The sequence below is a fragment of the Streptomyces sp. SJL17-4 genome (assembly GCF_036826855.1).
Taxonomy (GTDB): Bacteria; Actinomycetota; Actinomycetes; order Streptomycetales; family Streptomycetaceae; genus Streptomyces.
Window position 1 is genome coordinate 7,119,174 of sequence record NZ_CP104578.1, and the last position, 20,588, is coordinate 7,139,761.

Sequence of the window (20,588 nt, forward strand, 5' to 3'; positions counted from 1 at the left end):
AAGGCCCCGAGGAACTCCCGATGTCCGAAGCACAGACGCCCGCCCTGCCGGTCACCTTCCGTCCCGGGCGCACCCGGGCCGTCCTGCTGACCCTGGGCGTCGTGATGTTCGCCGTCGTCACCGTCGTCGCGCTGATGCTGGAGCGGCTCGGACCGGGGGAGCGCGTCAGCTTCGTCTTCACCGCCGCGCTGCTCCTCGGGATCCTCGTCCTGCTGAGCCGCCCCAAGGTCGTCGCCGACGACGAGGGCGTCACGGTCGTCAACATCACCCGCACCCGGCGGCTGGCCTGGGCGGAGATCCTCAAGGTCAACCTGCGCCCCGGCGACCCCTGGGTCTTCCTCGACCTGAGCGACGGCACCAGCCTGCCGGCGCTGGGCATCCAGCCCGGCATCGCCAAGGAGTCGGCCATCCGGGACGCCCGCGCCCTGCGGGCCCTGGCCGACAGCCACGGCACGAGCGCGGAGCGGACGGCCTGACGGCCGGGGGCTGTCCCCCATCCGGGGCCGACCCCCTGCCCCTCGGGGCCTTCGCGTGATTACTCTGGAGGCGGTGGTGCCGAGCGCACCACCGCCTCGCATGTGCAGGGCCGTACGCACGGCCCGCGAGGCCACCCTTCGACCCGAGGAGTGACTCCCTCCAGCAATGGACGGATCGTCCGGTAGTACCTGCGCCGCCCCCTCCCTGGAGGCGGCGGCATGATCGTCTCCCTTCTGCTGCTCGTCGCGGCCTTCGTCCTGATCCTCGCCAACGGCTTCTTCGTGGCCGCCGAGTTCGGTCTCGTGACCGTCGAGCGCGCCGAGGCCGAGCGGGCCGCGGCCGCCGGCGACCGGCGCGCCCGCACCGTCGTCACCGCCCTGCGCGAGCTGTCCTTCCAGCTCTCCGGCACCCAGCTGGGCATCACCATCACCTCCCTCGTCGTCGGCATGCTCGCCCAGCCCGCGCTCGCCGGACTGCTGCACGGACCGCTCACCGTGACCGGACTGCCCGCCGGGGCCGTCTCCGGGATCGCGGTGGTGATCGGCATGCTGCTCGCCTCCGCCGTCCAGATGGTGGTCGGCGAGCTCGTCCCGAAGAACTGGGCGGTCTCCCGGCCCCTCCAGGTGGCCCGCTTCGTCGCCACCCCGCAGCGGTACTTCTCCGCCCTCTTCCGGCCGGTGATCTCCCTGCTCAACCGGGTCGCGAACCGGCTCGTACGACTCCTGGGCGTCGAGCCCACCGAGGAGCTGGACTCCGTCCGCACCCCCGGCGAACTGGTCTCCCTGGCCCGGCACTCCGCCCTGGCCGGCGCCCTCGAACAGGACACCGCCGACCTCTTCGTACGGACCCTGTCCCTCGGCGGCCTCACCGCCGAGCAGGTCATGACCCCGCGCGTGAAGGTGAGCGCCCTCCAGTGGGACGCCACCGCGGCCGACGTCCTCAACCTCACCCGGGCCACCGGCCTTTCGCGCTTCCCCGTCTACCGCGACCGCATCGACGAGATCGTCGGCATGGTCCACCTCAAGGACGCGCTCGCCGTCTCGCCGCACGCCCGGCTGCGCACCCCCGTCGGCCGGATCGCGGTCCCGCCGCTCCTCGTGCCCGAGACACTGCCCGCGCAGATCCTCCTGGAGCGGCTGCGCCGGGAGCAGCCGATCGCGGTCGTCGTCGACGAGTACGGCGGCACGGCCGGCGTCGTCACCCTGGAGGACATCGTCGAGGAACTCGTCGGCGAGGTCCGCGACGAGCACGACACGGTGGCCGACGGACGGCCCGAGCTGGCCGCCGCTCCCGCCGAGGACGGGCGGCCCGCCTGGGAGGCCGACGGCTCCTGCCGGGTCCACATCCTGCGCCGGATAGGCCTCGACGTGCCCGACGGGCCGTACGAGACCGTCGCCGGGCTCGTCGCCGATCTCCTGGGCCGCATCCCCGCCCCCGGCGACCGGGCCGAACTGCCCGGCTGGCGGCTCTCGGTGCGCCAGGTCGACCGCTACCGCGCCGAGCGCGTACGGATCGTCCGGACGGACCCGCTGCCCGATCAGGTTCCCGGCCACCATGACGCGCCCGTTCCCGTGGCGGCGGAGGCGGTCCGATGAGCACCCTTCCGCTGCTGTTCGCCGTCCTCCTCGTCCTGGCCAACGGCTTCTTCGTCGGGGCCGAGTTCGCGCTCGTCTCCGTGCGCCGCAGCCAGATCGAGCCGCTCGGCGGCGCCCGTGCCAAGCAGGTCCTGCACGGTCTGGAGAACCTGCCGCAGATGATGGCGGCCGCCCAGTTCGGCATCACCGTCTGCTCGCTGACGCTCGGTGCCGTCGCCGAGCCGACCGTGGCCCGTCTCCTCGAACCCGTCTTCCACACGGTCGGGGTCCCGGAGGGGCTCATCCACCCGCTCGGCTATGTGATCGCCCTCGCCGCGGTCGTCTTCCTCCACCTCGTCATCGGTGAGATGGTGCCGAAGAACCTGGCGATGGCCGCGCCCGAGCGGACCGCGCTCTGGCTCGCCCCCGGCCTGGTCGGCTTCGCCCGGCTCTGCCGGCCCGTGACGGCCGCGCTCGGCGCCTGCGCCCGGCTGGTCCTGCGGGCGTTCAAGGTCGAGCCGAAGGACGAGGTGGAGGCGGTCTTCACCAGCGTCCAGCTCGGCCGCCTCGTCGAGGACGCCGGCCTGGCCGGACTGCTCGACCCGGCCGAGCAGGAGCGCCTCGAGGACGCCCTCGAACTGGGCACCCGCCCGGTGACGGACGTCCTCATCGCCCCGTCCTCCCTGGTCACGGTCCCGCCGACGGTCACCCCGCGCGAGATCGAGGAGCTGACCGTACGCACCGGGTACTCGCGCTTCCCGGTCCGCGCCGAGGCGGGCACCACCTTCATGGGCTTCGTGCACGTGAAGGACGTCCTCGACCTGGACGAACGGGAGCGGGCGGTGCCCCAGCGGCTGTGGCGGCCGATGGCCACGATCCGCGCCGAACTGCCCCTCGACGACGCCCTCACCGTGATGCGCCGCGCCGCGACCCATCTGGCGCAGGTCGCGGACGGCTCGGGCCGGGTGCTCGGACTGGTCGCCCTGGAGGACGTCCTGGAGATGCTGGTGGGCGAGGTCCGCGACCCCGCGCACCGGGTGAGGACGGCGCCCACGGTCACCACCGCCGTGCGCGGCTAGTACCCCGGGGCCACCGCAGTGCGCGGCTAGTACCCCGGGGGCTCCTGCTGAGGGCCGCGGTCGACCGGACCGCGGCCCGACAGGACCTCGCCGTACGCCTGCATGAGGTCGCCGAGCCGGAGGGTCGCCAGATCGTCGCGGGTCGGGGTGCCGGCGTAGCCGGAGAGCCGCAGGTCGCGGTACGCGCAGGACTTCTCGTACAGGGTGCGCAGGAAGCGGCCGTTGCCCAGCTCGTCGATCCAGCCCTGCTCGACGACGTGTCCGCTGATCGAGCGCAGCTCTTCGCGGGCCTCGTCGTCCCAGCCGTCGCCGTTGGCCGCCGCGAGGACCTCGCCGATGGCGGTCAGCTCCAGCGGCCGGTACGAGGGGAAGTCGACCCGGGTGGTGAACCGGGAGGAGAGACCGGGGTTGGTGTTCAGCAGCCGGTCCATGCCCTCCGGGTAGCCGGCCAGGATGACCACGAGGTGGTCGCGGTTGTCCTCGGCCCGCTTGAGGAGCACCTGGAGGGCCTCGTCCCCGTAGGCGTCGCCCTTGCTGTAGCCGGTGTTGGAGAGCGCGTACGCCTCGTCCACGAAGAGCACCCCGCCGACGGCCGAGTCGATCAGCTCGTTGGCCTTGACCGCGGTCTGCCCGAGGAACTCGCCCACGAGGTCGGCCCGTTGGGCCTCCACGAGATGGTCGCCGCCGAGCAGCCCGAGGGCGTAGAAGACCCGGCCGAGGATCCGCGCGACGGTGGTCTTCCCGGTGCCCGAGGGACCCGAGAAGACGAAGTGGCGTTTGGGCGGCTGGACCGGAAGGCCCTGACCGGCGCGGAGCCGCGCCATCTCCAGCTGCGCCGACAACGCCTTGACCTGCCGCTTCACCGGTTCCAGGCCGACCATGCCCTCCAGTTCGGCGAGCGCCTCCGCGAGCAGCACCGGATCGGTGGGGCCCGCCGGGAAGCGCGGCGGCGCCGGCTGGGACGGCAGCGGCGCCTTCTGGCGTACGGTCTCCGGCGGCGTGACCGGTGCCGCCGGCGGTACGGGATCGGGTGCGAGCCGCACTCCGTCGCCCAGCGGGCCGGCCGCCGGGTCGGGCTCGGCGCCCGGCACGGTGTCCACGGCGTCCTGGCCGAGACCACCGCCGACGGTGCCCAGGGCGACCGACGCGAGCCCGGCCGGGTCGTCGACCCCGTCGTACCCCTCGAAGCCGTCGTACTCGGCGATCGCCGCGAGCCGGGCGGCCGTGTCCATGAACGTGGGGTCGATCCGGTGCACGGCCCGGTAGAGCGGCAGGGCGGCCGCGCTGCGCCCGGTGCCCTCGTGGGCGCGGGCCAGCCAGTAGCGCAGCTCCTTGCGCTGCGGCTGCTCGCTGCGGCAGCGCATGAGTGAGGCCGACAGCAGCGGTTCGGCCTGCCCGTACATCTCCAGGCGCACCCGGGCCATGCCGCCGAAGAGCCCGGCCTCGATGCCGAGCAGCGGGTCGTCGACGAGGGTCTCGGTGTGCCGGACCAGCTGGTCCCAGTCCTTGACGAGGTAGGCGCGGCAGGCGTGCAGAAAGCGCACCTGCGGGTCGGTGTCGACCGGGGGGAGTCCCGCGAGGGCCCGGTCGAGCTCCGGCACATGGCGTCCGTCGAGCCAGTGGGAGGCGTGCGCGAGCAGCAGGTCGCGCGGGCTCTCCAGGACCGGCTGCACCCACCAGCCCAGCCAGTACCAGGAGTTCAGGGTGCGCCGGTACCGGGTCCGCTGCTCGCCGAAGCGGTCGCGGTTGCGGTACATGCGCAGCAGCGCGGTCGTGGTGTCGACCCGGAGCGCGTGCAGCCCGAGCCAGGCGTCCGCCATCCCGGGGTCGATCCTTACCGCCGTCCGGAACTCGTCCTCCGCCTGCGGATACGCGCCCATCGTGTAGGCGTCGATTCCGCGCAGCCAGGCGAGCTCGGCCGGGGCCTGCGCGCCCTGCGTGCCGATGTCCATCGGGTCCCCCACAACCGTCTTCGCATGGACGGGATTTGACCGCACCTGGGGGCATCGTACCTGCGCAGGGGGTGCGCGCTTAAGGAGAAGCGCATGATCCGGAAGCGGTGACCCTGGGTGAGCATCAGGGCTCGTGAAGGGGCCCGAAGGGGGCCGCCAGGGGGCCCTCAGGGGCGGAACGAAGCCCCCGATCACGGGGGAACAACCGGGGGCTTCGCGTCCGCGGCGGCTCCGAAAAGCCGCACATTCAGAACGTAAGACCTGTACGCCCCTTGGGTCAAGCGGAGTTGAGGCACTTGCGGAAGCGGACTTTCGGCCCCTCAGTTCGCGGACATGAAGCCGTCACGGTACGTGATGATCTGGTCCGCGCCCGCTGTCACACCCGGCCCTGGGAGCCAGTCGTACCCCTCGTGGCACTCGCGTACCAGGGTGTCGGCGAAGGGCCGGGAGGGGTCCCCGGCGAAATGGCGAGTCTCCGCCACGGTCCAGCCGTCCCAGAAAGCGGCCTGGTCCGGACCGTCCCGGTGTCGGCCCCGCGCCCAGGACTCCTCGGGGCCACGCTCCATCCACAACAGCCACGCCAGGAACGGCCGCACCACCGCCCGGCCCGCGCCGACGCCCTCGACGAGGACGACCGGGGCCGACGGGAGCTCGCGCGCCTCGCCGAAGCGGCGGAGATTCCAGTCGTACGGGCGGTACGACGCGCTCTCGCCGCGCGCGAGGGGATCGAGGACCTGCTCCCGCAGCCGCTCGGTCCACTCGAAGAGCTCCTCGTGTGTGGCGAGGTCGTCGAGGTGGAGGACGGGGGCGCCGCCCAGCGCGGTGGAGAGCCGGGCGGCGAGCGTGGACTTGCCGGAGCCCGCGTGGCCGTCGACCGCGACCAGCCGGACCGGTCCGCAGGAGGGCGGCAGCCGGAGCAGCGCTTGGGCCGCGTGATCGAGGTCGTTCATGGGCCCAGGGTAGGGGAGCGGGGGACCGTCGCAGGTCAGGGAGGTAACGCCGTCAGTGGTAGAGACCAATATTGGTGCGGCGACGCGAGGCGAAGTGCTGGCGGAGGCGTGGCGGAAGCCGCGATAGTGGGGCGCGCGGGCGCGTCCGCGCGGCCCATGGGCGTACGGCGCCCGGAGGTCCGTACGCCCACCGTTCTCGACTGGGGGTCACCGTCCATGACCAGTTCCACCCCGCGCAGAACCCTTCTCGCAGCGGCCCTCGCGGCCGCCGGAACGGCGGCCACCGCCGCTCCCGCCGTGGCCGCCGTTCCCGAACGCGCCGCCGACGGCCCGCCCGCCGCCGAGGGCGCCGGCCCGGTCTCCGCCGAGGGCGCCGGGCGGGGCCATGCTCCCGCGCCCGGCCTCGTCGACAACCGCTTCTGGTCCTCGTACACCGACTGGAGGTGCGGCAGTACGGCCGGTACGAAGGCGGTCGCCGGACACCGCCCTGGCCTCGTCCTCGCCACCCCCGCCGGACGCACCGATTACACCGACCCGCACACCGGGCGGACCTCCGCCTGGGAGTACGCGAGCTGGACCTCGCCGGTGCACACCCCGACCGTGCCCGCCACCGAGGTCATCGCCTCCTGGAACGCCCACACCCCGCCCGGCACCTGGCTCCAGGTCGAGCTGTCCGGCACGTACACCGACGCGACCGCCACCCCCTGGTACGTCCTGGGCCGCTGGGCCTCGGGCGACGGCGACATCCGGCGGACCTCGGTCGACGACCAGACCGACGGCCGGAGCACCGTCTGGACCGACACCTTCGCGATCGACGACGCGACGAGCGGGCTGCGGCTGACCTCGTACCGGCTGCGTCTGACGCTGTACCGCGCCCCGGGCAGCGGTCTCACCCCCACGGTCTGGCGGCTCGGCGCGATGGCCTCGGACATCCCGGACCGCTTCACGGTCCCGGCCTCCGTGCCGGGCCTCGCGCACGAGCTGACCGTGCCGCGCTACTCGCAGAACACCCACGTCGGCCAGTACCCCGAGTACGACAACGGCGGCGAGGCCTGGTGCAGCCCGACCTCCTCCCAGATGATCGTCGAGTACTGGGGCCGCCGGCCGTCGGCCGAGGAACTGGCCTGGGTGAACCCGGCCTTCGCCGACCCCCAGGTCTGCCACGCGGCCCGCTTCACCTTCGACCACCAGTACGAGGGCTGCGGCAACTGGCCCTTCAACGCCGCCTACGGGGCCACGTACCCCGACATGAACGCCGTGGTCACCCGGCTGCGCTCGCTCACCGAACTGGAGACCCTGATCCGGGCCGGCATCCCGGCCATAACGTCCCAGTCCTTCCGCCCGGAGGAGCTGACCGGAGCCGGGTACGGCACCTCCGGCCACCTCATGACCGTCATCGGCTTCACGGCGGCCGGCGACGTCATCGCGAACGACCCCGCCTCGCCGAGCAACGAGGCCGTCCGCCGGGTCTACCAGCGGCGCGAGTGGGAGAACATCTGGCTCCGTACGAAGCGCTACGACGCAAACGGCAAGGTCAGAGGCGGTACGGGCGGTGTCTGCTACCTCTTCTGGCCGGTCAAGCCGGCACCACGTCAGCACCGCGCACTGCAGGCGCTCGGCCTGCTGTGAGCATGTGCGGCCCGATGGTCGTCTCGACGACCTGACGGCGCCGTAGGGCCCCCTCGCACCGGTCAGAACGCCCGTTGCCGGATCGTGACCACGCGGGCGGGGCTTGTCCAGAAAGCCTGTACGAACGACCCGACTCGCGAACTACCGTTCGGCGGTAACAGGGGGCGGCGGTCGTCGTATGACTCGTGCTCCGGGGGACGACCGGCGGTACGGGGGCTCTTTGATGACTGTCCAGCGCGTGGTCCGAGGCCGGCCGGGCGTGATCATCATCCTGGCCATGGTGCTCACCATGTCCGGGCTGACCTCGCCCGAACTGCTGCGCAGTGCCGCCGCGACGGTGCCGGACGCCGGGTCGGCGGTCACCGGGCCGGAGGGGCCGGAGGGCACGTCGTTCAACCCGAACCAGATCAAGGACATCAAGGCGGCCGACCCCGGCTCCGGGGTGAACCTGGTCGAGGCGCCCTCGGCGAACAGCAGCGGCGACGCGCGGTTGTCGTACCCGCTGGAGGTGCCGAAGGGCCGCGCGGGCCTGGAGCCGAATCTGGCCGTCACCTACAACTCCTCGGGGACGAACGGGTGGCTCGGCGTCGGGTGGGACCTCGCCACCCCGATGGTCACGGTCGACACACGGTGGGGTGTGCCGCGCTACGACGCCGGACTGGAGACCGAGACCTACCTGCTCAACGGTGAGCAGCTGACCCCGGTGGCGCACCGGAGCGCGTTACAGGCGCGCACTGCGGAGAAGGTGTTCCACTCCCGGGTGGAGGGCTCGTTCGACCGGATCGTGCGCCACGGCGACAGCCCCACGAACTACTGGTGGGAGGTCACCGACAAGCAGGGTGTCCGGACGCTCTTCGGCGGCACGGACGACAGCACGCTGGCCGACGGCAAGGGGCGGGTCGCGACCTGGGCGGCGCGGGAGATCCGCGACGGCAACGACAACGTCCTGCGCTACCGGTACGCCAAGGTGGCTGACGGCGGCACGGCGGGCTCCGCGGTTCCGGGCAGCGACCTGTACCCGCAGAAGATCACCTATACCGGCCGCGGCGACACCGACGGCAGGTACTCGGTGACGTTCATCCGGGACCGTGAGCGTGGCGAGCCCCGCCGGGCGGACGTGCGGATCGACGCCACGTACGGGTTCAAGAAGGTCACCGCCGACCTGCTGCGGCGCGTCGAGGTCAAGCTGGACGACCAGCTGATCCGCGCCTACGAGCTGAACTACCGGACCGGCGCGTTCGCCAAGACGCTGCTCACCTCGGTGTCGCAGTTCAGCGAGAGCAACCAGCTTTTCAACACCCACACGTTCGACTACTTCGACGATGTGCGCGACCAGTCGGGCAACTACAACGCCTTCGCCGACGCGGCGGGTTGGTCGGTGCCGGATGACGATCTCGGCGTGAACATCCGCGAAGGCGAGGCCAGCGCGATCTCGGCGAACACGTCGGCCGGCTTCGGCGCGCACCTGTTCGCGGGCTACAACGTGCAGGGGCTGACGACCAAGGAGGGTGCCGTCGGGTTGAAGGTCGGGTTCAGCGCGGGCCAGTCCGATGGCCTGTCGACGCTGACCGATGTGAACGGCGACAACCTGCCGGACAAGGTGTTCCGCAAGAACAAGGACGTGTTCTACCGGCCCAATCTGGCCACACCAGGTGGTGAGCCGAAGTTCGGCGACACGCCGATCAAGCTCACCGGCCTCCCGGGAATCTCGACGGAGCGCACGCTGTCCGGCACCATCGGCGTCGAGTCGTACGTCCTCACCACCTCCGCCCAGCTGGACTTCGTGGGCACCACGACCACCTCGGACCGGTTCTTCAGCGACGTCAACGGCGACGGCATAGCCGACCTGGTGAACAACGGCGGCGTGCTGTTCGGCTACCTCGACGCGAATGGCCAACCCGCCTACAGCGCGGACTCCACCCGCACCCCGGTGCCGATCGGGGGCGGCGCGGTGACCGGCGAGATCGTCGGCGACCAGACCGCGCAGTTCAACCAGCAGGTGGACAACTCGCCTCTCCTCGACACGGTGCGCCGCTGGGTCGCGCCGTTCGACGGCAACGTCCGCGTGGACGGCCGCGTGCAGCTGACCCAGGATCCCTCCCCGGCGCGGGCGGCCTACACCAAGGCCGACGGCGTGCGGGTCACCATCCAGCACAAGGACACCGAACTCTGGGCGCAGCGGATCGGCCCCGACGACCACACCGAGTTCACCCCGGGCAATGTGGCGTCGATTCCGGTGAAGAAGGGCGACGCGCTCTACTTCCGCACCCAGTCCATTCTGGACGGCAACTACGACACCGTCGCCTGGGACCCGGCGATCACCTACACCGACCTGCCGGCCGGCACGGACGCCAACGGGTTGGCGAACACCGTGTTCCGCGCGTCGGCCGACTTCACCTTCGGCGGCAGGCCGTCCTTGGTGACCGTGCCGGTGAACGGCACGTTGCGGCTGACCGGTGACGTGGTCAAGAACAAGGCGACCTCTGACGACGTGACCGTCGTGATCGAGAAGGGCGACGGCGTCCACCCCGGCGCGGAGGTGTTCCGCAAGGTCCTGCCCGCCGCGTCGACCGGCACCATCGCGATCGACGTGAGCATTCCGGTCCGCATGTTCGAGAAGATGTCGTGGAAGCTGAAGACCGACTCCCCGGTCGACGCCTCGGCGGTGAGCTGGGCGCCGAAGGCGCACTACACGACCGCGCAGGGCGTCGAGTCGGTCGTCGACGCCGCGGGCGATCCCACGCTGGTGATCACTCCGCCGTACGACATGACCATGTACCCGGCGAACACCCTCACCGCGCCGCAGCAGACCTACAAGGCGACCAGGACCGGCCAGTTGAAGGTGCGGCCGAAGGTGTCCCTCAACTTCGGGCTCTTCGGTGACGCCAAGATCGCGTTCACGGTGAAGAAGCGCGATGGGCAGCTGATCGGCAAACGGATCTTCCAGGCCAAGGACACCTACTTCGGTGGCCCGAACCTGGATCTGACCGTGCCGGTCACCGCCGGCGACGAGCTCTACATCGACTACTCCACGACGGATACCGGACTGCTCGGCCTGCTCGTCGAGCAGTCCGCGTCGGTCACCTATGACGTGACCTCCAGCTGGCCGACCTTCACCCCGGCGCCCAGCGCCATGCACGGTTCCGTCGGGCAGGGCGCCTTCGCCCAGCCCTACCGCGGCTGGGGTGTGATCGGCTACCAGGGCAACCGCGACCGCGCCACCCAACCGCTCAAGCAGGCCGAACTCACGCTGGACCAGAGCTTCAAGGACGCGCTTCCCAAGGAGCCCAAGGAAGCGGACGTCCCGGTGTTCGCCGCGAAGCCCCGGCTCACCATGCCGCGGCTCGCGGTGTTCGCCCCCGTTCCCGCCAAGGGCGGCTGGGCCGCTCAGGACGAGTCCTCCTGGGTCACCGCCGCGATGGCGACGAGTTCCCGCCTCGGCGCGGACACCATCGACATCGTCACCGACGCCGACGTGGCGGGCGACCGGGCGGTGATGCGCCGCGGTGTCACCGGCCAGGTGTCGGCCACCCTCGCGGCGGGCCCGTTCGGCGGCACCGTGGTCGGCGGGATCACCGCGGGTTCGGTCGACTACATCGACCTCAACGGCGACGGCTACCCCGACGTCGTGGGCGCCAAGGAGATCCAGTTCTCCGACATGACCGGCGCGCTCGGCGCCACGCGCGGCACCCTCGGCGGCAACGTCCGCGAGGCGGACAACGTCTCCGGCAACGTGTCGCTCTCCGCGGGCAGCGAGACCGCCACCATCGCCAGCGCACTGGGCATGGCCGCGCCCGACGCGGGCACCAGCGCCAACACCGCCACCACCGGCGCGGTCCAACCGTCGCTCGGCATCGGCGGCAGCCTCGGCGGCGGCGAGTCCGACGTCCGCGTCGACCTGATCGACATCAACGGGGACGGCTTGCCGGACAAGGTGTTCGGCAATGGCGACGTCCAGTTGAACCTCGGATACTCCTTCGCCGCCCGTGAACCCTGGTCGGCCGGGCCGATCAACGACGCGTCCACCCGGAACGTCGGCGTCAACCTCGGGTTCAACGTCGACCGCTACGGCTTCGCGGGCGGGGTCTCCGCCGAGCTGGGAACCTCGTTCACCCACGCGAGCATGACGGACGTCAACGGCGACGGCCTCACCGACCGGGTGTTCACCGACGGGGCCAACCCGATCAAGGTCGCGGTCAACACCGGCACCGGCTTCACCACGCCCGCCCCCTTCCGCGGCAGCTTCCCCCAGATCGCCGTCGACAAGAACGCCAGTCTCGGCGGGGGCGTCTACTTCACCGTCGGCCTGCCCACTCCCGTCGGCGTCTTCGTCTTCAACCCCGGCGTCAACGCGTCCACCGGCATCAGCCGGGCCGAAACCAGCCTGCGGGACGTCAACGGCGACGGCCTCGCCGACCACGTCAAGTCCACCCGGGACGACGAACTCCTCGTCGCGGTCAACAAGACCGGTCGCACCAACCTGCTGCGCTCCGTCAGCCGGCCGATGGGCGCCCGTATCGACCTGGACTACACCCGATCGGGCAACACCAGGGACATGCAGGAGAGCCGCTGGGTGCTGTCCCGCACCTCGGTGTTCGACGGGCTCGCGGGTGATGGTGCCGACACGCGTCTGACCACCTTCCGCTACGAGCAGGGCCGCCACGACCGCCTGGAGCGCGAGTTCCTCGGCTTCGGCCGCGTCGTGACCGAGGACCGCGACCCCGGTACGGACGACGCCGTTCGCCGCACGGTGACCGACGAGTACCGCACCGACGGATACGTGAGCCGCGGCCTGCTCACGCGCACGCTGACCGAGGACGGCGCCGGCCGCCCGTACCGCGAGACACTCAACACCTACCGGCTGCTCGACACCTCCACGGACCAGGAAGCCGACCCGAAGAGCCGGACCGCCACCGTCTTCCCGCAGCTCACCCGCGTCGAGGAAAAGCACTACGAAGGCTCGGCCGCCGCAGGAAAGTCCACCTTCACGGACCTTTCCTACGACGAGTACGGCAACGTCATCCGCACCTTCGAGGCGGGTGACGAGGGCACCGCGGACGACCTGGAGACCGTCTTCGCCTACAGCGGCTCCGACGCGCAGTGCCGCGACCAGCACCTCGTCGGCATCGCCCACGCGATATGGCAGAAGGCCGCGGCCACCGGCACACTCCTGCGCCACCGCGAATCCACCGTCGACTGCGCCACCGGCGCCGTACGCCAGACACGCGAGTACCTCGACGACGACACCCCGGCCGTCTCCGACCTGACGTACCACCCGGACGGGAACCTGAGATCGGTGACCGGTCCGGCCAACGCACAAGGGCAGCGCTACAAGCTGGAGTACGGCTACGACACCACCGTCGGCGTACACGTCGAGTCCATCGAGGACAGCTTCGGCTACCGCTCGTCCACGGCGTACAACCTCAAATACGGCCGGCCCGAGCGGAACACCGACCACAACGACCAGCCGCTCCGGATGTCCTACGACAGCGTCGGCCGACTCGACAAGGTGATCGGGCCCTACGAGAAGGACGGCGACCAGGCAACGATCACCTTCGGGTACCACCCCGAGGCGACCGTCCCGTACGCCACGACCAAGCACCTCGACCGTGCCGCCTCGGGCGTACGCGACGACACCATCGACACCGTCACCTTCACCGACGGCCTCAAGCGTGTCCTGCAGACCAAGAAGGACGCCTCGGTGTCCGCCTCGCCCGGGGCCACGCCCACCCAGGTGATGACGGTCTCCGGCCGGCTGAAGTTCGACCACCTCGGCCGCGCCGTGGAGAAGTACTACCCGGTGACCGAGGACAAGGGCGCCGCGAACACCACGTTCCACGCCTCCTTCGACTCCGTGGCACCCACGAAGGACACCTTTGACGTCCTGGACCGCTCGGTCAGGACCGTGCAACCGGACGGCGTCACCACCAGCACGCGATACGGCTTCGGCGAGGACCGGTCGGGCACGACCCGCTTCGAGCGGACGGCGACCGACGGCAACGGCAAGGAGCGCCGCACCTACACCGACGTCCGGGGTGCCACCACCTCGGTGAAGGAGTTCAACGGCTCCTCGGAGATCTGGACCAGCTACGCGTACGACCCCACAGGTCAGGTCACGACGATCACCGACGACAAGAACAACGTCACGCGCGCCGGCTACGACGCACTGGGACGCCGCATTTCGTTCGACAGCCCGGATGCCGGGCGCTCCGAGACCCGCTACGACCTCGCCGGGAACGTCACGTCGAAGATCACCGCGAACCTGCGGGCAGCGGACAAGGCCGTCGAGTACGACTACGAGTACTCGCGGCTGAAGGCCGTCCGCTACCCGACGTTCCCGGAGAACAACGTCTCCTACGCGTACGGAGCCCCCGGCGCACCGGACAACGCGGCCTCGCGCGTCACCGAGGTCCGCGACGCGGCGGGAACGGTGAAGCGCGCCTACGGGGCGCTGGGCGAGGTGATCAAGGAGACCCGCACGATCACCGCGGTCCGCGACGCCCCGCGCACCTACACCACCGCCTGGCGCTACGACGCCTTCAACCGCGTGCTGCAGATGACCTATCCCGACGGCGAGGTCCTGACCTACGACTACGACTCGGGCGGCCAGGTCGGCCGGGCCACCGGATCCAAGAACGGCACCAGCTACACGTACCTGGACCGGGTCGACTACGACAAATTCGGGCAGAAGATCCTCCAGCAGACCGGCAACGGGGTCCGCACCACCTACACCTACGACACCGAGGACCGCCGACTCGGAGCACTGAAGTCCGTGGCGCCGGGCGGAACCGCGTTCCAGGACCTGGGCTACACGTACGACAAGATCGGCAACATCACCTCGCTGGCGAACAACGCGGCGCAGGGCGGGGACATCGGCGGTCCGAGCAGCCAGACCTACGGATACGACGACCAGTACCGGCTCACCTCCGCATCCGGCCGGTACACGGACAAGAACAACGCGGTCAACTCGTACACGCTGAGTCTGGGCTACGACTCGATCCACAACACCACGAGCAAGTCGCAGACCCACGAGGTCACCGGCGGCACCCCGGCCTTCCCGGTCGGAGGCGGCGGAGCCGGACCGATCGAACCGGTCGAGGACCCGTCCAACCCGAGCGACGTCCAGGACCGGACGACCTACGCCTACACGTACGCCTACGACGGCGCCGCACCGCACGCCCCGACCAAGGTCGGTCCGGTCAGCCATGCCTACGACGCCAACGGCAACCTGACAGGCACGGTCAACACAGCCGCCACCGACAAGCGCCGGCAGTACGTGTGGGACGAGGAGAACCGCCTCGTCTGCAACCAGGACGCAGCGACCGGCACCCTCACGCAGGACCCGAGCGGCTGCGCCGGCGCCACCGTCTCCTACGTCTACGACGACAAGGGCGACCGCCTCGTCAAGCGGAGCGAGGACGGGCTCTCGCTGTACCCGAACCGCTACTACAGCGAACGGGACACCACCGGCTACAAGCACGTCTTCGTCGGCGACAGCCGCGTGACGACCAAGACCGTCGCGACCACCGGTGCCGAGGACGCTCAGCAGTTCTTCCACGCCGACCACATCGGCTCCTCCGGCTACGTCACCGACCAGCAGGGCAAGGTCACCGAGCACCTGGAGTACTTCCCGTACGGGGAGACCTGGGTGGAGGAGAGGACCGGACAGGCGGACACGCCCTACCAGTTCACCGGCAAGGAACTCGACGCGGAGACCGGGCTCTACTACTACGGAGCCCGCTACTACAACCCGCGGACCCAGCTCTGGGCGAGCGCCGACCCGGCGCTGCCCGACTATCTCGACAGGGGCATGGCGGGCGGCATCGCCGAGCCGCGCAACCTCGCCGCCTACACCTACACCCACAACAACCCGGTCAAGCTCACCGACCCGACCGGCAAGTGGCCGAAGATGCCGTCGTGGAAGACGATCGGCCACACCACCCTCGACGTCGTCGGCATGGTCCCGGTCGTCGGCGAGGTCGGCGACCTGGCCAACGCGGGCTGGTACGCCGCGGAAGGCGACTACGTCAACGCAGGCCTCTCCGCCGCCTCGGCCATCCCGGGCGCGGGCTACGCGGCGAACGCCGCCAAGTACGGCAACAAGGCACTCGACGCCGCACAGTCCGCCAAGAACGCCGACAACGCCGCCGATGCGGCAACCACGGCCAAAGCGGCCGACACCGCACCCGTACCGAAGGCGGCGGACAGCCCTCCCGCCCCCAAACCGGCCGACAGCGGATCCGCCCCCAAGGCTGCCGACAACGGGGCAGGGAGCTGCGGCACCGGCAACAGCTTCACCCCGGACACCATGGTCGTGATGGCCGACGGCAGCAACAAGCCCATAGGCCAGGTGCGCATCGGCGACAAGGTCACCGCCACCGACCCGGTGACCGGAGAAACCGGCCCCCGCACGGTCACCGCGCTCATCACCGGTGAAGGTGAGAAGAACCTGGTCGAGATCACCGTCACCAACCCCGGCGGAAATCCGGGCAAGGTCGTCGCGACGGACAATCACCCGTTCTGGGCGCCCGTACTCGGCAAGTGGCTGTACGCCAAGGAGATCGTCCCCGGGACGCTGCTGCGGACCGGCAGTGGCGCCTACACCCAGGTGAGCGCTGTGCGCACTTGGACCCAGCACGAGCGGGTCCACAACCTCACGGTCGATGACCTGCATACGTACTATGTGCTGGCGGGGACAACGTCGGTCCTGGTGCACAATTGCGACTTCGTTGTGGCCTCGAACGGAACCGCCGTACCTACCAGCGCATCAAGATTGGAATCCGGTTTGCAGTCCGCGGTCAACTCCGGAGAGCCTGGATTCAGTACGTTCCCGACTCGTTCGGCAGGTGTCGGATACGAGCTGCCGGATGGTAGCAGGGTGCGCATCATGCAGCCCTCTGCCAATGGAAATGCCGGCCTTCGGGCGTCATTTACGAACAGCTCGGATGCACCTGTCAGTCCATTCACTGGAAAGCCCGTCCAACCGCCCCGCGGTGTCAATCCTAAGCAGTACGTCCGCGAGCGTACACATGTCGAATTGGGGCCGTGATGGAGTCGGTACTGGAGGAGATCCGGCGGTTTCTTCCGCTCGGTGTCACCGTAGTCGAAGCAGATACCGATGGAATTTGCCTTCAAGGGGATCGTTGGCGGCTGCGCATCAATACCGCCTGGCGGGTGACTGAAGGCGGCCAGATCACCATTTCGCCGAGTCTGGCGAGAGAAGGGTCGTTGTTCCACGGCCTTGAAGATCTCGTGGGTGATGAAGTGGTCGACGTTGGCATCCAAGGGGTCAAATTCAGGCAGGACTTGTACGTGGTGACCCGCGAAGGGCGAGTCCTGGAAATCTTCAGCGACTTCCCTTACGGGGAATGGCTGTTGTCGATTTCGAGTTCGGGTGATGAGCGAAGAATCCCGATCTTCGATCTCGAAGGCCCGGTTTCCGACGTCACCCAATAGGGGTTCGTGTGCCGATCCCAGGCCGGCGCACCACTGCAGCATGAGACCGGGACACAGGCAGGCACGGGGAGCGGTACGGGTGGTGTCTGCTGTCTCTCCTGGGCCGGCAAGCCGTCGGGGAGCCGGCTCCGGGTGCTGCGGTCGCTCGGTCTGGTGTGAGCAGTGCTCGCCAAGATCCGGGCTCGCGCGGAAGGCGCCGCTCTCGCCGTGCGGGAGTGGGGAGCCCAGGGTGTGAACAAGGTGAACGGCGGGTGCAATGTGTCATCTCCCCGCGGGAGTTGACGGAGCGCTGCGCTACGTTGCGGGAGTGACCGACATAGCATCGCGCATCGACACCTCGCGGCCCCACACCGCCCGGATCTGGAACTATTGGACCGGCGGGAAGGACAATTACCCCGTTGACCGGGAGGCCGGCGACCGGATCCGGGACCTGCATCCCGGGATCGGGGAGTACGCGAAGGCGGACCGGCTGTTCCTCGGGCGGGCGGTGCGCCACCTGGCCGAACAGGAGGGCATCCGGCAGTTCCTGGACATCGGGACGGGACTGCCGAGCGCCGACAACACCCACGAGGTCGCCCAGCGCGTCGCCCCCGACGCGCGGGTCGTGTACGTGGACAACGACCCGCTCGTCCTCGCGCACGCCCGTGCCCTGCTGGTCGGGACGCCCGAGGGTTGCACCGACTACCTGGACGCCGATCTGCGGGACGTCGACACGGTCCTGGCCGCCGCCTCGAAGACGCTGGACCTCTCGCAGCCTGTCGCGCTGATGCTGCTCGGGGTCGTCATCTTCATCGAGGACGACGAGGAGTCGTACGCGATCGTCCGCCGGCTCCTGGACGCGCTGGCCCCTGGCAGCCACCTCGTCCTGTCCCACACGGTCACCCATCCCGACATGCCGGATGTCGACGCTGCCGTGGCGTTCTGGAACGAGCACGGCACTCCGAGGCTCACCCAGCGGACCCCGACCGCCGTCGCGCGCTACTTCGACGGCCTGGAACTGCTGCCGCCCGGCGTGGTGTCCTGCTCCGCCTGGCGGCCGGAGACGCCCTCCGCCGATGTCGCGATGTACGCGGGCGTCGGCCGCAAGTAGCGGTGGTGAACCCCTGCGCCCCCGAGTGGTCTCCGGCACAGCGGGGGTCGTCCCCTCTCCGTCCCGGACCGGCCGTTGCCCGTTCGGCGCAAGGCCCACGCGGCCGCCGGCACCGTCCGACCGGGCCGGGCGGCCCCGGGGGACGTGACCCCCGTCTCTACCAAGGGGCCACCCCCGTGCCGCACTGTGGTGGCCATGACCGCAGCCACCTACGCCCGCTTCCTCTCCCGCGCCCGCACGGGCGGTCCGAAGGACGGCGACGGGCCCAAGATCCTGGAGCACGTGCTCGGCTGGACGCTGGTCGTCGTGCTCGCTGTCTTCGTCACCCGGGCGGGCCTCATGTGAGGACGGCCGTGTGATCTGCCGGGACGGAACGGGCATACTCCCCGCGACCCCGCGCGCGCCCCGCACGCCCGTGCCCGTGCCCGCGCCCGGCAGGGAGGAGCGCCCGGCCATGGCCGACAGCACCCCGGACGGCGTCGAACGCCGGCTGCCCACCGACGAGGCCCGCGAGCTGCTCGCCCTGACGCGGGACATCGCCCGGCGGGAGATCGCCCCGCGCGCCGCCGAAGAGGAGGACGCCGGCCACTTCCCCCGCGAGCTCTTCACCCTGCTGTCCCGCTCCGGGCTGCTCGGACTGCCCTACGACCCCGAACACGGCGGGGGCGGTCAGCCGTACGAGGTGTACCTCCAGGTCCTGGAAGAGCTCGCAGCGGCCCGGCTCACCGTCGGACTCGGCGTCAGCGTCCACAGCCTCTCCTGCCACGCCCTCGCCCGCTACGGCACCGACGAGCAGCGTGCCGCCCACCTGCCCTCGATGCTGGGCGGCGGACTCCTCGGCGCGTACTGCCTCTCCGAACCCTCCGCCGGATCGGACGCCGCGGCGCTCCGCACCCGGGCCGTCCGGGACGGAGGCGGCGGCGACTGGGTGATCGACGGCACCAAAGCGTGGATCACCCACGGCGGGATCGCGGACTTCTGCACGGTCATGGCCCGGACCGGTGAGGACGGGCCGCGAGGAATCACCGCCTTCCTGGTGCCGGGGGACGCGCCGGGACTGAGCGCCGCTCCGCCCGAACGCAAGATGGGCATGAAGGGCTCGCCCACCGCACAGCTCCACTTCGACGGGGTACGGGTCCCCGACGCGCGGCGCCTCGGCGCGGAGGGGCAGGGCTTCGCCATCGCGCTCGACGCCCTGGACTCGGGGCGGCTGGGCATCGCCGCCTGCGCGGTCGGGCTCAGCCAGGCGGCTCTGGACGTGGCCGTCGCGTACGCCGTGGAGCGCCGCCAGTTCGGCCGGCCGATCGCCGACTTCCAGGGGCTCCGCTTCCTCCTCGCCGACATGGCGACCCGGATCGAGGCGGGCAGGGCGCTCTACCTGGAGGCGGCGAGGCTCCGGGACGAGGGGCGGCCCTTCGGCCGCCGCGCCGCGATGGCCAAGCTGTTCTGCTCGGACGCCGCCATGCGGATCACGACGGACGCCGTGCAGGTGCTCGGCGGATACGGGTACACGGCGGACTTCCCCGTGGAGCGGTACATGCGGGAGGCGAAGATGCTCCAGATCGTCGAGGGCACGAATCAGATTCAGCGCGTGGTGATCAGCCGAGCGCTGCTGAAGGGGGGAAAGTAGCAGGGCAGCCGGACCCGCCTTCGCGACGATCTCCGCGCGGGGCTCCCGTTCCCGAGGAGGACTTCTGATGCGCAGCGTGACGTACTCGATGAATGTCTCGCTCGACGGCTACATCGTCGGGCCGGACGGCGGCTTCGACTGGGGGGCTCCCGACGCAGAGGCCTTCCGTTTCTGGATCGACGAGATCCGAGGCGTCGGCGTCCACCTGTTGGGGCGACGGCTGTACGAGACGATGCTGTACTGGGAGACCGCCGACCAGGATCCGTCGCTCGACGACGCGGGGCGCGAGTGGACCGCGCTCTGGAACCCGCTCCCGAAGGTGGTGTTCTCCCGCACGCTGTCGGAGGTGCAGGGGCATGCCCGCCTGGCCTCCGGTGGGTTGGCGGAGGAGATCGAGCGCTTGCGCGCCGAGCCGGGCGAGGGCGACATCGCGATCGGCGGTGCGACGCTCGCCGCCGAGGCGGCCGAGCTGGGCCTGATCGACGAATACCAGGTCATGGTCTACCCGGTGCTGGTCGGCGGTGGCATTCCGTTCTTCGCCCGGAACGAGCGCCGGGTGGACCTCGAACTCATCGAGACCCGCACGTTCGGCCCCCGAGTCGTCCACCTCCGCTACCGCGTGGCGCGCTAGGCAGGCCGGATCCACGCGGGGCAGGCCGGATCCGCGGGGCAGGCCGGATCCATCTGGGGCATGCCGGATCCACGCGCCGGGCCGGCCGGGGTCACGCGCCGGGCACGCCGGATCCACCCG

Annotated in this window: 12 protein-coding genes; 10 read left to right on the forward strand and 2 right to left on the reverse strand. The window is 70.6% G+C overall.

Annotation, left to right across the window (positions count from 1 at the left end):
- Positions 1 to 20: 20 nt before the first annotated feature.
- From N5875_RS32115 to N5875_RS32125, 3 genes are all read left to right on the forward strand, one after another.
- Positions 21 to 476 carry a PH domain-containing protein gene (locus N5875_RS32115; protein WP_318206741.1) on the forward strand — a complete coding sequence of 152 codons (456 nt, stop codon included), beginning with the start codon at positions 21 to 23 and terminating at the stop codon, positions 474 to 476.
- A gap of 219 nt (positions 477 to 695) precedes the next feature.
- On the forward strand, positions 696 to 2,072 hold the full coding sequence (locus N5875_RS32120; protein ID WP_338497700.1) for a hemolysin family protein: 1,377 nt from the start codon (positions 696 to 698) through the stop codon (positions 2,070 to 2,072).
- Complete coding sequence (locus N5875_RS32125) at positions 2,069 to 3,130, forward strand: hemolysin family protein (protein ID WP_318206739.1); 1,062 nt, start codon at positions 2,069 to 2,071, stop codon at positions 3,128 to 3,130. Before N5875_RS32120 ends, N5875_RS32125 begins: the two co-directional genes overlap by 4 nt.
- Before the next feature lie 26 nt (positions 3,131 to 3,156).
- On the opposite strand, the gene N5875_RS32130 is transcribed toward N5875_RS32125, so the two are convergent.
- Both N5875_RS32130 and N5875_RS32135 read right to left on the reverse strand, forming a co-directional pair.
- Positions 3,157 to 5,082 (reverse strand): AAA family ATPase, encoded by a 1,926-nt coding sequence (locus N5875_RS32130; protein WP_318206738.1) that lies wholly within the window; start codon positions 5,080 to 5,082, stop codon positions 3,157 to 3,159.
- A gap of 320 nt (positions 5,083 to 5,402) precedes the next feature.
- Positions 5,403 to 6,032 (reverse strand): hypothetical protein, encoded by a 630-nt coding sequence (locus N5875_RS32135; RefSeq protein ID WP_338497701.1) that lies wholly within the window; start codon positions 6,030 to 6,032, stop codon positions 5,403 to 5,405.
- Between the two features lie 216 nt (positions 6,033 to 6,248).
- Between N5875_RS32135 and N5875_RS32140 the strand changes: the two genes are divergently transcribed.
- The 7 genes from N5875_RS32140 to N5875_RS32170 all read left to right on the forward strand — a co-directional run bounded on the left by N5875_RS32140 (position 6,249) and on the right by N5875_RS32170 (position 20,468).
- Positions 6,249 to 7,661: a peptidase C39 family protein gene (locus tag N5875_RS32140; protein ID WP_338497703.1), complete on the forward strand. Its 1,413-nt coding sequence runs from the start codon at positions 6,249 to 6,251 to the stop codon at positions 7,659 to 7,661.
- A 223-nt stretch (positions 7,662 to 7,884) separates the two neighbouring features.
- Positions 7,885 to 16,710 carry a SpvB/TcaC N-terminal domain-containing protein gene (locus N5875_RS32145; protein WP_338497704.1) on the forward strand — a complete coding sequence of 2,942 codons (8,826 nt, stop codon included), beginning with the start codon at positions 7,885 to 7,887 and terminating at the stop codon, positions 16,708 to 16,710.
- Positions 16,707 to 17,117 carry a hypothetical protein gene (locus tag N5875_RS32150; RefSeq protein WP_318206734.1) on the forward strand — a complete coding sequence of 137 codons (411 nt, stop codon included), beginning with the start codon at positions 16,707 to 16,709 and terminating at the stop codon, positions 17,115 to 17,117. Before N5875_RS32145 ends, N5875_RS32150 begins: the two co-directional genes overlap by 4 nt.
- A gap of 307 nt (positions 17,118 to 17,424) precedes the next feature.
- Positions 17,425 to 18,207 (forward strand): SAM-dependent methyltransferase, encoded by a 783-nt coding sequence (locus tag N5875_RS32155; RefSeq protein ID WP_338497706.1) that lies wholly within the window; start codon positions 17,425 to 17,427, stop codon positions 18,205 to 18,207.
- Between the two features lie 195 nt (positions 18,208 to 18,402).
- Complete coding sequence (locus N5875_RS32160; protein WP_338497708.1) at positions 18,403 to 18,552, forward strand: SCO1431 family membrane protein; 150 nt, start codon at positions 18,403 to 18,405, stop codon at positions 18,550 to 18,552.
- A 109-nt stretch (positions 18,553 to 18,661) separates the two neighbouring features.
- Complete coding sequence (locus N5875_RS32165; protein ID WP_338497711.1) at positions 18,662 to 19,837, forward strand: acyl-CoA dehydrogenase family protein; 1,176 nt, start codon at positions 18,662 to 18,664, stop codon at positions 19,835 to 19,837.
- 67 nt (positions 19,838 to 19,904) lie between these two features.
- Positions 19,905 to 20,468, forward strand: coding sequence for a dihydrofolate reductase family protein (locus N5875_RS32170; RefSeq protein ID WP_318206730.1), 564 nt, complete (start codon positions 19,905 to 19,907; stop codon positions 20,466 to 20,468).
- Positions 20,469 to 20,588: the final 120 nt, after the last annotated feature.